Raw genomic sequence first — 13704 nt, 5'->3', positions numbered from 1 at the left:
GTAAATTATTATATTACTTATATAAGACGATAGTTCAAAAAACATAATATGATAGGAGAGGGAGATATGGCAATATCTGCGAATGATTTGATGAGCAAGGTCCAATCTGGGTTTGTGGTGGAGAGATTAGAAGATATGGATGAAAATTATAAAAAGGCATTGAAACAAACTCTGATGATAGTTGGGGATACAGAGCTACTAAGTGTGCCACCACTTCTGACTGTTTACAAAGATGCTCCTAATTTAAATTACAAAATCACAGCACTTGCTGTTATGCAGGATGAAATTGGGCATGCGCATATTGCCTACAGGTTATTAAAGGATTTAGGAGAAGATGTTCAATCTTTGTTATACAAACGTCCGCCAAATAAGTGGAAAAACCCATTTGCCTTTGATTTTAAATTAAATAATTGGGTTGAACTCGGTGTGTTTAATGGATTGTTTGACCGTGCAGGTTACACCCTGTTGGGAGATGCACACCAGCATACATCATACGGACCATGGAAACGTGCGTTAGTCAAAGTAGATAAAGAGGAATTATTCCATTTGAGAAACGGCGAAATTATCATGAAGGCAGCTATGAAAGAACCGGAAACGGCTAAGCAGGTCCAAGAAGCAATTGATTGGATGTTTATAATGTCACTGGAGTTCTTTGGTGTAGCGGATAACTTAAAAAGTCGTTCATCCCAGCTTGATTATAAGTTGAAAGGAAAAACAAATGATGAACTAAGGCAAAAATGGATGTCAACGGCTGTTCCTTTCTGTGAATCTCTTGGACTTAATGTTCCGGCCCAATACAACGAAGAGACTGGGAAATATGATTTGCTTGTTCCCTTTCCTTGTAAATTCGATGTTGAAAATAAGCGATGGAAATATGATGAGCCAGATACATGGGATAATGTCATCCAGCGCTTTAAGCAGAGAGGTCCGCAAAATCAGGAATTTGTTAATCGAATTCAAAAAGGATATCAACAACTTGAAGAATATCGAAATGAGGCGATCTAGATGGAAAAGGTTTTTTATAAAGATCCCGTTCTTATCAATGCGTTACAAGACGTTACTGATCCTGAATTTCCAATAAGCATTGTTGATATGGGATTAATTTATGGGGTAGAAAAACAAGAAAATAAGGCGCTTGTTACGATGACCTATACTTCAACAGGCTGTGGGTGTATGCAATGGATTGAAAGCGATATCAAAAATCGACTGCTTCAAGAAGAGAATATAAATACAGTGGAAATTGAAGTGGTTTGGAGTCCTGCCTGGACGGTCGATCAAATGAGTGAAGCAGGTAAACAAAAATTAAAGACTTGGGGGGTTAGTTCTAGATGAATAATAAAGCAGTTAAACAGTTTGAATATAATGTGTTTTCCAGAATTAATCGAGGTGATGATTTAATGCATATTGGAACCGTCGAGGCCAGCAGTGATGAGTTGGCGCGTGTTTATGCAAGATATATTTACGACGAAGAAAAATGGGTGGAAATGTATATAGTCAAGAGGGAAAATATGATTTGCATTAGAGAAGTAGAACCATTTTTTAAGAAAAGGGTGGTTTAATATGGTGAATTCCACAAATGTCAATTATGAATTAATTTCTTTAATAGAAACGATTGCTGATAACAAATTTATCCTAGGAGACCGTCTTGTCGAGGTCGGTGTGAGCGGACCTGACTTAGAAGGAACACTTGCAGCGATTGCGATGGCACAATCAGAGCTTGGACATGCGCGCCTTCTCTATAACTGGGGAGCGAATTTAAAAGGTGGAAAAGGTAACAAAAATGATGTGAAGGAACAAACAGGAAAAGCATTCGATAGCATAGTTAAAATCGAGGAATGGATATCACTTATTGCAGGACTCTACTGTATGAACACAGCGCTTAACATATTGATAACCGCTTTAACCAGTCATCAGAAAAGCAGTGATATCGGGCTGCAATTTAATAAATTAGTAAAAGAACAGGAAGAACATATTTTGTACTCAAAAAGCTGGGCACTCAAGTTGCTAAATGATGGCGGATCTATACCAGCTCGATTCGTTAATGCTTTTAAGCTTTGTGAACAAGAAGTCATTACATGGTTGAAGCAAGTGGAAAACAATATTGTTCTTGTTGAGAGTGATGTTCTTCTTAAAAATAGTAATCTAGCTGATTCGTATAAGAATGCATTGATCCCAAGCTTGAGGGATGAGGAAATTGTAAATGCTCAGTGAAAAGGAAAAACCAACTTGTCCTTTTTGTGATGGAAAAAATGTTGAGTTATATTCATCCTTCGGCACTGCACAGCTAGTTAGGCAGTACTATTGCCAGAACTGTAAAACTGTATTTGAAAGTATACGTTGGAGTGGAACTGCTGATGCATCTCCTGAGAAAACTCAAGGAATCCAAACAGTCGGTGTAGTTGGTTCGGGGACAATGGGAAGTGGAATTGCCCAAACTTTTTTACAAAGTGGATTATCAGTTACTTTATATGATATAGAAGACGAAACCCTTGAAAGAAACTCTAGAAATATTATTACTAATATCGAAAAAATGAAAGTAAAGGGTAAAATTACCCCAGAGCAGGCAGAGTCAGCAAATCGAAACCTTAAGGTGAGTACAAAACTCACTGATTTATCGGGTTTAGACTTAATTATTGAAGCTGTACAGGAGATTAAATCTTTAAAAATAGAATTATTTAAGAAGTTAGATGCAGTTTCCGACCCTGAAACAATTCTAGCAACCAATACGTCATCTTTTTCAGTTACAGAATTTGCAGCCAATTTAAATCATCCTCAAAGAATGATTGGTATTCATTTTTTTAATCCAGCACCTCTAATGCCACTCATTGAAATTGTAAAAAGTCAATTAACTGATCAAACCACCATCGATAGAACTAGAGACCTTTTCCTCCTAATTAAGAAAAGGCCGGTAATATGTAAAGATACACCAGGCTTTATCGTCAATAGAATTGCCCGTTCTTTTTATAATGAGTCCCTTAGAATTGTCGATGAAGGTTTAGTTACACATGAGAAAGTTGACCGAATCATGAAAAAGGCTGGCGGGTTTAAAATGGGCCCATTTGAATTACAAGATTTAATTGGTATTGATATTAATTACAATACGACTCAATCATTATTTGATAATTTTCAAAATGAGAGTAGATTTAAACCCCATTATTTACAAAAAGAAATGATACTAGCTAACAGGCTTGGACGGAAAACAGGAAAGGGGTTTTACAAATATGAGTAGCTTCCAGAAGGTGCTCATTGTTGGCTCTAATCAATTGGCCGCTAGACTTCATAAAATTTTTGAAGGTTCGACAAAAATTAATACTGCTGATCACTTAGCCGATTGTGAAACAGAATTTTTTGATTTCATTTGGGAAACAGAGCATGGTAATCTAGAAAACAAGAAAAAAACAATTCAGGCACTTGAAAAATTTGTTTTAAATAAACATTCAATTGTTATAACGAGTGTACTTTCTGTTACTTGCACAGAAGTATCTAATTGGACAAATGGACATTTGAAAATTGTAGGATTTGCTTGTTTTTCAGACTTGGATTCTCAAAATCTAGTTGAATTAACTTTGCCGTTAACTGGGGAAACGAACAATTTGGAAGCGGTTACTAAACAACTTGAAAATGTAGAATTAGAAACGGAATTTGTTGAAGACCAAGTAGGACTAGTTTTTCCAAGGGTGCTTTCAATGATTATTAATGAAGCATTTTATGCTTTTACGCAAAAAATAGCTACTAAGGAAGATATCGATATAGCGATGAAGCTTGGAACAAACTATCCCAATGGGCCGCTAGAGTGGGGAGAGCGTATTGGGCTTGATGAAGTGTATTCTGTCTTACAAGGGTTATACAATAATTTACAGGAAGAACGATATCGGCCAGCTCCATTGTTAAGAAAGTTTGTTATTTCTGGTTGGAACGTTGAGGCATTTGCCCGGTATGAAAATTACAAACAGAAGATTAAGTCATATAACTTGTCACAAATAGAGAATAAAGAACTTCCTTTTACCACCTGATAATCAATGAAAATGACAGTGTGTGAGATTTATGGGGTAGATGAAATGGAGTCCTTTGACAGTTCGGAATGCTGTGACTGAGATATGAAATCGAATTGGTTTTTGAATCTCCGCGCCAATATATATACAAGATAGTAGGAGGAAAGTTACATGCTGAAAGACTATTACAAACTTTATATAAATGGGGAATGGGTTGAAAGTGAATCAGGAGAGTTTTTTGAAGCATATAATCCAGCAACAGGTGAAGTATTATCAAAGGTAGCTAAAGCAAGCAAATCTGATGTAGATACCGCTGTGACTGCAGCAAGAATTGCATTTGAAACAGGGAAATGGAGTCGCTTTTCACATAGTAAACGAGCACAGGTATTAAATAAAATCGCTAGTATCATGCGCGAAAGATATGATGAACTTGTAAAAGCAGAAATTTTGAACACAGGTAAAAACATTCCTGCGGCTAGAGGTCAAGTTACTCAAGCCATTGAGGATTTCGAGTTTTATGCAGGAGTTGCTTTAACTACAGGTGGACGCACAAATCCAATGCCGAATAATTTTTTTAACTATACCTTGAAAGAGCCTGTAGGTGTCTGCGGTCAAATTATACCTTGGAATTATCCATTAATGATGGCGGCTTGGAAAGTAGCCCCAGCACTCGCTGCGGGTTGTACAGTGATTCTTAAGCCTGCTAGCTACACGCCAATTACTGCGTACCTGCTTGCTGAAATATGTACAGAAGCGGGAGTTCCTGCGGGAGTTGTGAACGTAATTACTGGAAGTGGTTCGGAAATTGGACCATACATGACAGAGCACGAAGGCATTAATAAAATTGCCTTCACAGGTGAGACGGAAACAGGAAAAGATATCATGTCTAAAGCATCTGGGACATTAAAACGCGTTACTTTAGAATTAGGAGGGAAGTCACCAAGCATCATCTTTGCTGATACAGAAATAGAAGATGCGGTAAATGGATCTTTATACAGCATCTTTTATAATACTGGACAGTCATGTGAAGCCCGCTCTAGAATTTTTGTAGAAGAATCGATTTACGAGGAATTTTTAAATAGATTCGTAGAAAAGACGAAGCAACTAAAAGTCGGTGATCCATTCGACAAAGGAACACATGTAGGGGCAGTCATATCCTCAAGTCATGAAAAAGTAATAGACGACTATGTAAAGCTTGCAGTAGAAGAGGGAGGAACCGTTCTTTGTGGAGGGAGCAGACCTGAAGGTAAGGAGTTTGCAAACGGTTATTGGTATTTACCGACTGTTATTAGTGATGTCACAAATGAAAGCAGAATTGCTCAAGAGGAAGTATTTGGTCCAGTTGTTGTTGTCATGAAATTTACAAATGAAAAAGAAGCAATAGAAATGGCAAACCACTCGATTTATGGTTTAGCATCTGCAGTTTGGACAACAAACCATGCAAAAGCGAATCGGGTAGCAGCAAAAATTAACGCCGGGATTGTGATGATTAACAGCCCGATTTCTGCATTCCCTGGAACTCCATTTGGAGGTTATAAGCAGTCAGGCTTTGGTAGAGAACTATCTCTTGAAACCCTTGATTTATATACTGAAACGAAAAGTGTAGTCTCCTATGTAGGTGAAAAGCAGTTAAATATGTTTGGTCTGTAATAGAATAATAGGTGGGGAAAATTTTTATCAGAAAATAAAGGATTTTAGAAAAAGGCAGGAAATTTATTAAGGTTATTGGAGGGAAATATGTGTGATAAAAACCGAGCATAAAATTAGAGGTTTGGGCGCGAGGTATAATGCTTCTTATAATTTCTTTCAAAAAAATATAGAAGTAGGCAGAGGTGATAAAGCGGCGATTTATTATGAAGATCGTTTTTACACCTACCAAGAAATCGATACATCTGCTAACCAATTTGGTGCTGCCTTAAAAGAGTTAAACATAGAGATGGAACAGCGCGTTTTACTATTATTACATGACTCTCCAGAATTCATAATTAGTTTCTTTGGTGCAATTAAAGTTGGAGCAATTCCTATTCCTGCCAACACACTTTTACCGTTAAAGGATTATGAGTTTCTATTGAATAATAGTCGTTCAAAAGTGTTGGTTACAACTTGTGAGCGCTGGGAAGAATTAAAAGTTATTAAGAACCGTTTACTCTTCTTAAAACATGTAATCCTAGTTGACGGGGAAAATCAACCCTTGAAGGAAGCAGATGAACACTCCTTTCGCGATCTAATAAAAGGCAAAGATAAAGAATTGCCTCCCTGTTATAGCAATATTAATGATCAAGCGTTCTGGCTTTATACATCAGGCAGTACGGGTGAGCCAAAGGGTGTGATTCATCTTCAAACAGATATGGAAGAAGCCTTTAAAAATTACGCCAAAAATATTTTACAGATCACTGAAAATGACATTACTTTTTCTGCTTCGAAGCTTTTCTTTGCCTATGGTTTGGGAAACGGGATGTATTTTCCGCTTGGAGCCGGAGCTACTACTGTTTTAATGCCGGACCGACCAACTGCAGAGAAAGTGTTTGAGACGATTGAAAAGTATCGTCCTACCATCTTTTTTGGGGTTCCTACCTTGTATGGATCTATGCTCAATTACCTTGAGAAGACGAAAAAAAACTATGATCTCTCTTCGATAAGACTTTGCGTATCTGCTGGAGAGGCGTTGCCTGCCTCTTATATAGAACAATGGAAGAATGTTTTTAATTTAGATATTATCGACGGAATAGGCTCAACGGAATCTCTTCATATATATCTGTCTAATCAAGTTAATCAAATTCGGCAAGGGAGCACGGGAAAGGTTGTTCCAGGTTATGAAGCTAAAATTGTGGATGAAGATGGTCAGGAAACAGCAGTGAATGAAGTAGGTGATCTTTTAATTAAGGGTGAAAGTATTGCGGCATCGTATTGGAATCTTAATGAAGAAAATAAAAAGAAATTTATTGGTGATTGGCTTGTGACGGGAGATAAATATTTTAAGGATGAAGATGGTTTTTATTGGTATGCCGGCAGAATTGATGACATGATGAAAGTGAATGGAATCTGGGTATCGCCAATAGAAATTGAAAACGCTCTCTTATCCCATCCTGATATATTAGAAACTGCTGTTGTCGCGGTAAATGACGAAAATAATTTAATTAAACCAAAAGCCTATATTGTATTAAAAGCTGGTGTCGAACCGAAGGAAGAACTGAAACTTGAATTTAAAGGATTTATCAAAAAGGTGTTGGCACCATATAAATATCCCCGTGTCATTGAATTCGTGAATGAGTTGCCAAAAACTACAACTGGAAAAATTCAAAGATTTAAATTAAGAGGCTGAAACAAGTTAATTATTAAAGTGTAAAACCTAAACAGAAAAAAGTAATGATTAACCTTTGATAAAAGCTGGTCAAGTTTGCTCTAGAATAAGGGATCAACGCAGAAGCGTATCATTGTGTGTTTGATATTCAACCGTAGTTTTCCATTAGCAGAATTATTTTAAACGAATCTAAAGAATCTTAAAATATGGATGGGGGGCGAAGAATAGTGAAAACAAGAGCACTGAGAGATGAATTAATTGAAGTGGCGCAAGGGAAACGCCCCGCTGATATGTTAATTAAAGACGGAACAGTGATTAATGTGTATTCTGGTGAATTCCTAAAGCAAAATATTGCTTTGTATAAAGATTGCATTGCATATGTCGGGGAAAATGAAGTAACCATAAATGACGACACCACTGTAATTGATGCCAATGGTTTGTACGTGTCTCCAGGATTTATCGAAACTCATGCACATCCATGGGTTGTATACAATCCGGTAAGTGTTACAGAAAAGGTATTGCCGTTGGGAACCACGACGACTGTAAATGATAATTTGTTTTTTTATTTACACATGGGTGCCTTAGGGTTTAAACAACTTGTAGACGATTTAGAGAAATTGCCAGGGAACTTTTTTTGGTTGATTAGATTAGTTTCGCAGGCCATATTCCCAGGGGAAAGAGAATGGTTCAACCAAAAGGATATTATTGACCTACTTTCGCTAGAAAATGTCCTTGGAACAGCAGAAGTGACTCGCTGGCCGTTATTATACAATGGGGACCCAGTCTTATTAGATATTATAGATGCAGCGAAAAAGATGGGAAAAGTATCTGATGGACATAATGCCGGGTGTTCTTATGATAAATTAAATTCGATAGCAGCTTCTGGAATTAGTGCCTGTCATGAAGCTATAACAGCGGAAGAGGCTTTGGACCGTTTACGTTTGGGATTGTGGACAGTACTTCGAAATAGTTCGCTGCGTCCAGATTTGTCAAATATAATCAAGCTGATTACAGAGGGAAATGTAAGTACGAGCAGAATCTTAATGACAACAGATGGCCCGCATCCATCTTTTATTGAAAAAGAAGGATTTGTTGATGGACTAGTAAGGCAAGCGGTGGAACTAGGAGTCCCGGTTATGGAAGCAATTCAAATGGTAACCATTAATGCAGCTACATATCTCAAACAGGACGATTATATTGGGGGAATAGCTCCAGGAAAAAAAGCTGATATTTTATTGTTGCCTGACCTCGACCAGTTCCGTCCGGATTTAGTAATCTCAAACGGAGAAATAGTGGCTGAAAAGGGTAAATTAACCATACAGATGCCTGATATTGATTGGAGTAAATATTTATCTGAAAAACCATTTACATTTCCAAGAGAGATTTTAGAAAACCCAGATCTGTATATTTACCCAGAAACATCTTCAAGCAACTCAGTGCCGGTTATTTTTTTTCGAAGTAATGTAATAACTCAACGAAAAGATTTGGAGCTTCCAACTAAGAATGGATTTGTAGATCTAACAGATCAAGAAGGTCTTATGTATGCAACTCTAATCCATAGAAATGGGGAGTGGGTGACAAAAGGAATATTAGAAAAGTTTGCGATTAATTTGGATGGGATGGCCTCAACCTTTAATACAACTACTGACTTGCTTACCATCGGTAGAAACCCTGAAGCTATGGCTAAAGCTGCTGCACGTGTTTATGAAATGGGTGGTGGTGTGGTAATAGTTGATGGTGAGGAAATCATTCTTGAAATCCCTTTACAGCTAACCGGTATGATGACCACTGATCCCTCCTTTGATAAGGCAGTAGAATTTAATGATAAATTATTATCGGCACTCCAAGCACGAGGATTTCCTTTCCATGACATTTTATATACTTTATTGTTTTTAACTTGTGATTTTCTTCCGGGGCTCCGTTTAGTTCCCTTTGGGTTATACGAAGTAAAAACCGATAAAATCTTGGTACCTTCCATACCCATGACTTACTTATCAAACGAAATTAAAGCTTAAGTTAGACAAGATGATAGTAACTTAATTAAATGGAAAGCAGAATTCATTTACCCGTACAAAAGGGCGCCATTGTTAAGAAACGAAAGCCGGATTTCTCAGTGATATCAGTGAGGAATTCGGCTTTTTAATATTTAGGTATTGTTAACGTTATAAATTCTCGTATCAAAGAGTGATATAAAGCTCAATCTTAGAGCTAACTATAAAACTAAAAGAAGAAAAGAGGATAAATGATGATTAACATGCTACATCAAATTATGATAAACGCCCCTGCTGAAAAAGTATACGAAGCCATAACCACGACTGAAGGATTTAAGGGGTGGTGGACAACAGATGCTAAAGCTGGACCTCAAGTAGGAAGCATTGCTGAATTTGGCTTTTACAATCGTAAAGCTATTTTCCCAATGCACATTGATCAGCTTGAACCAGGTAAGTTGGTAGTATGGACAGCTCAACATGATATGCCAGGATGGAAAGGTACAAAAATTCGTTTTGATTTGAATGTAAATGAAAACGGAGTGACGATTGTAGACTTTAATCATTCTGGATGGGAGTCAATGGAAGGACCATATGCGATGATTAATACAACTTGGGGTTCACTTATGTACATTCTTAAGCATGTGGAAGGAAAAAAACCAGGTGTGTGGCATCAAGGATAAATAAGATATAACACAGAAAATGTATTTTAATAGAAGGACAGCAGAAAACGTAGCAGAAACATATCATATTTCCCGTAAAGCTCAAGATGCATTTGCATTGGAAAGCCAAAGGCAGGCAAATACTGGTGATTGATTCTAGAGATTTCAATTCACAAATCGTTCCATTGCTTTGTTTTGTGATTATTCTAAATGTCGGCGGTAGTTGAGTAAGTATCACTATACCAATTTCAGGTTCAGCCTCAGAATAAGACTTCTATATTGCCTCATTCATTATTCAAAAGCAATTACAGGTATAATCAGTGCTTGCTATAGAATTGTATGCTTTCTAGAAGATTGAAAATCCCATCTCCGAAAAATCCCATCCTTATCTATTAAGAATTATTCTTAACTCTATTAAAAATTCAAAAATGAATTATTGGTTTTAACATGAATCCTTAAAAGTAAGGCTTTTTAAGAGAATAAAATTCATTAATGAATTGACTCATTTCGTAAAATCAAGCTGTTTACACCTATATATGTCTTGGCATGCAAGTTGCATTGATAAATAAGTATAAATCGAAAATGGAAAAATATGAAGATTTGTTACTAAGAGGAGGGATAAATGGTGCGAAAAACAGTAACTCAGCCATGGAAGCAATGGTATGAAGAAAGAATGAAGTTCTTACAGCTACCGGAAATATCCGTCTATACACTACTTGATAAAACAGCCAAAAGGTTTCCTGATCATACAGCCATTATTTTTGAAGACAATTTAATAGACTATAAAAATCTGAAATTGCAGGTAGACAAACTTGCAGGGAAATGGAAAGAGTTGGGTTTCGTGAAAGGAGAACGAATTGGTCTGATGATGGCCAATCATCCTTATTTTATTGTCAGTTATTACGCTGCTCAGGCGCTTGGGCTTATTGTTGTACAGCTGAATCCAATGTATAAACCGAGAGAACTATTGCAAATTTTAATAGACTCAAATGCTAAATATATTGTGTTTGATCAAACTGCTGCGAAGACAGTTGAAGAAACGAAAGGGATATATGACTTTGTAGCTTGCATTAATACAGATGACGAACAAAATGACTCTCATTCTCTTCGTTCAATGATTGAATTTGGAGAAGCAATTAAAAAGCCTGAATGTATAAATCCCTATGAAGATACTGCTGTTATTCAATACACCGGTGGTACCACTGGGAAGATGAAGGGGGTTATGCTTACTCATTATAACTTGACCTCCAACGTTGTACAGAGCTTTGAAATGTATGGGGATTCAATGATACCAGGTGAAGAAATCGTCTTGGCATCGACACCTCTATATCATGTTTATGCAATGACAAGTGCAATGAATCTAGGTATCTATATTGGAGCCTCTATTCTATTATTTCCTAAATTCGAGGTCCAAAATGTACTTGATAACATTAAAAAGTATCGTCCTACTTTTTTTCCAGGAGTTCCAAAGATGTATAACGCTTTTGTCAATCACCCGGAAATCGAAAACTATGGACTGGATTGTTTAAGAAATTGTTCTTGCGGATCAGCTCCACTTCCAGTTGAGGTAATGAAGCGATTTGAGGTGCTGACCGGTGCCAAAATTGGTGAAGGCTTTGGTTTATCAGAAGCTTCTCCATCCACTCACCGTAATCCACCCTTTGGGAAAAGGAAAATAGGAAGCATTGGCATTCCCTTTCCAGGCACAGACTGTTTGATTATTGATGATGATAATAATGAAGTTCCAAACACAGGTGTTGGAGAATTGCTTATAAAAGGCCCACAAATTATGAAGGGTTACTGGAATAATGAATCTGAAACAAAAAAGGCATTACAAAATGATTGGCTATACACTGGTGATCTCGCAGTGATGGATGAAGAGGGTTATTTCTACATTGTCGGGAGAAAAAAAGAAATGATTATTGTTAGCGGGTTTAATATTTATCCCCAAGAGGTGGAAGGAGTGCTATATGAACATCCGACTATTAAAGAGGCTGCTGTGGTGGGTATACCTCATAAAGAAATAGGTGAGGTAGTAAAAGCATTTATTGTACCGAAAGAAAACGCCTCCATTGATCTTGATGAAATAGAAGGATATTGCTATTCCCAGTTGACCCCCTACAAGGTGCCAAAAGAATTTGAAATTAGAACAGAACTGCCGCGGAACACAGTCGGAAAACTTTTAAAAAGATTGCTTATTAAAGAAGAACTTGAAAAGGAGGAGAAAAGTGATTAAGGAAGAATGCATAGTTTGAAAGAGTAGCAGAACGGGATCCAACATGCATATTTTGTATACTCCCACGATTTAAAGTCATTTTATAAGGTATTCATTCAGAAAGATAGGGGCAAGAAGAAGTTGTCATTGGGTGAACAGATGATGAAAGTAGTTTGTTTAGTATTAATTAAAGAATCAATTATTAGATTAAATTCGAAGTGTGTGAACACACAAAAAGAAAAGAGGAATTCAAATGCGTTGGGTTGTTCTCATTCTATTATTCTTTGGTGCCGTTATTAACTTTGCTGATAAATCAATCATCGGACTTGCAGCTGTACCTATCATGAAAGAATTTGATCTTTCTTATGCTGAGTGGGGACTTGTCGGAAGTAGTTATTATTGGTTATATCCAGTAACAGGTATTTTCGGGGCAGCGTGGGCGGATCGGCTTGGGGCAAAAAAAGTACTTGGATTCATCATGCTGACATGGACGGTTTTGCAATTCGGGGTTTTGGCCATTGCAGCGTTGCCGTTTCTGATTCTCTACAGAATTTTACTAGGTGCATTTGAAGGGCCGTATAGCCCAGTTGCTTACAGTCATGCGGATAAGTGGTTTCCTCCCAAACTAAAAGGGTTTGCTAATTCGGTAGTGGTTGGCGGGGGAACTGTTGGGGCAATGATTGTTGCACCAATCCTCGTTTCTTTAATTACCATTTTCGGATGGAAGGTTGCCTTTGCCGCTCTTGGTGTAGCAAGTCTTGTTTGGTTCTTCCTATTTCAATTTTTAACAAAGGAAAATCCTGTTGAAGTTTATGAAAATGTACAGAAGAAAAAGAAAGAAAAACTAGAGAAAATTAAAGTGAAAGATTTTCTGGTGCTTCTAGCGTCACCTACTGCTTTATTTACTACCCTCGCTTACTTTTCAACCTATATTCTTGTTGTTTGGTTCTCAGTGTGGCTGCCTATTTATTTAGTGGAAGCCGTTAAGATGACACCCGGTCAGATGGGATCGAGTGTGGCAATAATCGGAGTCGTTTCCGTTTGTATTTATATGGGTGTTTCTATGCTGTCTGATTATTTATTTAAGAAAAATCAAAATTGGCGGTCATCAAGAGTATTCGTTGTAGCTGGTGCAATGATCTTGGGTGCAATATTTTTTTCATCAATCATGGTTTTTCAAAATCCAATTTGGGTGATTCTTGCGATGTGTTTAGCAAAGGGCCTTACATATGCCATATTACCAATAGGCCCAACGATTATGATAAATGAGATGCGTGAACGCGGTGGATTGATGACAAGTATTTTAACTTCATCAGGTAACATAGCAGGGATTATTGCTCCTCTTTTAACCGGATATATCATAGGTTTAGCTGGAGGAAATAAAATATTAGGCTATAACTTATCTATTTTGTTCATGGCCATACTTGTTTTGGCTTTTGGCATACTATTTGCCATATTTGTAAAACCGTCTAAATCAAAAGGGAATAAAGATGAACAGAAAGACTATAATCTTAAATCCTCATAAGCTTGGTCTCAATAGCTGATT

General features: G+C 37.1%; 13 protein-coding genes. All 13 read left to right on the top strand.

What is annotated here, in order from left to right; genetic code table 11:
- The first annotated feature begins 66 nt into the window (after positions 1-66).
- The 13 genes from JFU24_RS06090 to JFU24_RS06030 all read left to right on the top strand — a co-directional run bounded on the left by JFU24_RS06090 (position 67) and on the right by JFU24_RS06030 (position 13683).
- Complete coding sequence (locus JFU24_RS06090) at positions 67-1005, top strand: Phenylacetic acid catabolic protein (RefSeq protein WP_116821863.1); 939 nt, start codon at positions 67-69, stop codon at positions 1003-1005.
- Positions 1006-1332: a metal-sulfur cluster assembly factor gene (locus tag JFU24_RS06085; RefSeq protein ID WP_057217669.1), complete on the top strand. Its 327-nt coding sequence runs from the start codon at positions 1006-1008 to the stop codon at positions 1330-1332.
- Entirely contained in the window at positions 1329-1559 is a 231-nt protein-coding gene (locus JFU24_RS06080; protein ID WP_057217666.1) for a hypothetical protein, read from the top strand. Before JFU24_RS06085 ends, JFU24_RS06080 begins: the two co-directional genes overlap by 4 nt.
- A 1-nt stretch (position 1560) precedes the next feature.
- On the top strand, positions 1561-2211 hold the full coding sequence (locus JFU24_RS06075; protein ID WP_201181161.1) for a Phenylacetic acid catabolic protein: 651 nt from the start codon (positions 1561-1563) through the stop codon (positions 2209-2211).
- Positions 2201-3229, top strand: coding sequence for a 3-hydroxyacyl-CoA dehydrogenase family protein (locus tag JFU24_RS06070; protein WP_201249721.1), 1029 nt, complete (start codon positions 2201-2203; stop codon positions 3227-3229). The genes JFU24_RS06075 and JFU24_RS06070 overlap by 11 nt, the downstream gene beginning before the upstream one ends.
- Positions 3222-4013 carry a 3-hydroxyacyl-CoA dehydrogenase family protein gene (locus tag JFU24_RS06065; protein ID WP_201224931.1) on the top strand — a complete coding sequence of 264 codons (792 nt, stop codon included), beginning with the start codon at positions 3222-3224 and terminating at the stop codon, positions 4011-4013. The genes JFU24_RS06070 and JFU24_RS06065 overlap by 8 nt, the downstream gene beginning before the upstream one ends.
- A 150-nt stretch (positions 4014-4163) precedes the next feature.
- Positions 4164-5642, top strand: a complete 1479-nt coding sequence (locus JFU24_RS06060) for an aldehyde dehydrogenase family protein (protein WP_201249720.1) — start codon at positions 4164-4166, stop codon at positions 5640-5642.
- 91 nt (positions 5643-5733) lie between these two features.
- Positions 5734-7314, top strand: a complete 1581-nt coding sequence (locus tag JFU24_RS06055; RefSeq protein WP_201224929.1) for a benzoate-CoA ligase family protein — start codon at positions 5734-5736, stop codon at positions 7312-7314.
- Between the two features lie 203 nt (positions 7315-7517).
- Positions 7518-9308, top strand: a complete 1791-nt coding sequence (locus JFU24_RS06050; protein ID WP_201183328.1) for an adenine deaminase C-terminal domain-containing protein — start codon at positions 7518-7520, stop codon at positions 9306-9308.
- Between the two features lie 230 nt (positions 9309-9538).
- Complete coding sequence (locus JFU24_RS06045) at positions 9539-9964, top strand: SRPBCC family protein (protein WP_201224928.1); 426 nt, start codon at positions 9539-9541, stop codon at positions 9962-9964.
- Between the two features lie 19 nt (positions 9965-9983).
- Positions 9984-10097, top strand: coding sequence for a thiolase family protein (locus tag JFU24_RS31005; RefSeq protein ID WP_342214671.1), 114 nt, complete (start codon positions 9984-9986; stop codon positions 10095-10097).
- Positions 10098-10568: 471 nt separating this feature from the next.
- The gene (locus tag JFU24_RS06035) at positions 10569-12179 is read left to right on the top strand and encodes a long-chain-fatty-acid--CoA ligase (protein WP_342214670.1); all 1611 of its coding nucleotides are present in this window, start codon (positions 10569-10571) and stop codon (positions 12177-12179) included.
- A 232-nt stretch (positions 12180-12411) separates the two neighbouring features.
- Positions 12412-13683 (top strand): MFS transporter, encoded by a 1272-nt coding sequence (locus JFU24_RS06030; RefSeq protein ID WP_056523475.1) that lies wholly within the window; start codon positions 12412-12414, stop codon positions 13681-13683.
- Positions 13684-13704 lie beyond the last annotated feature (21 nt).

It is taken from the genome of Peribacillus sp. TH27, assembly GCF_016650915.1.
In the GTDB taxonomy this organism is placed as follows: Bacteria; Bacillota; Bacilli; order Bacillales; family DSM-1321; genus Peribacillus; species Peribacillus butanolivorans.
Note: the sequence above shows the minus strand (reverse complement) of the source record. Positions and strands in the feature narration are given on the sequence as shown.

Coding starts and splice junctions, on each gene's coding strand:
- JFU24_RS06090 (WP_116821863.1), top strand. CDS start 67: ATGGCAATATCTGCGAATGATTTGATGAGCAAGGTCCAATCTGGGTTT.
- JFU24_RS06085 (WP_057217669.1), top strand. CDS start 1,006: ATGGAAAAGGTTTTTTATAAAGATCCCGTTCTTATCAATGCGTTACAA.
- JFU24_RS06080 (WP_057217666.1), top strand. CDS start 1,329: ATGAATAATAAAGCAGTTAAACAGTTTGAATATAATGTGTTTTCCAGA.
- JFU24_RS06075 (WP_201181161.1), top strand. CDS start 1,561: ATGGTGAATTCCACAAATGTCAATTATGAATTAATTTCTTTAATAGAA.
- JFU24_RS06070 (WP_201249721.1), top strand. CDS start 2,201: ATGCTCAGTGAAAAGGAAAAACCAACTTGTCCTTTTTGTGATGGAAAA.
- JFU24_RS06065 (WP_201224931.1), top strand. CDS start 3,222: ATGAGTAGCTTCCAGAAGGTGCTCATTGTTGGCTCTAATCAATTGGCC.
- JFU24_RS06060 (WP_201249720.1), top strand. CDS start 4,164: ATGCTGAAAGACTATTACAAACTTTATATAAATGGGGAATGGGTTGAA.
- JFU24_RS06045 (WP_201224928.1), top strand. CDS start 9,539: ATGATTAACATGCTACATCAAATTATGATAAACGCCCCTGCTGAAAAA.
- JFU24_RS31005 (WP_342214671.1), top strand. CDS start 9,984: ATGTATTTTAATAGAAGGACAGCAGAAAACGTAGCAGAAACATATCAT.
- JFU24_RS06030 (WP_056523475.1), top strand. CDS start 12,412: ATGCGTTGGGTTGTTCTCATTCTATTATTCTTTGGTGCCGTTATTAAC.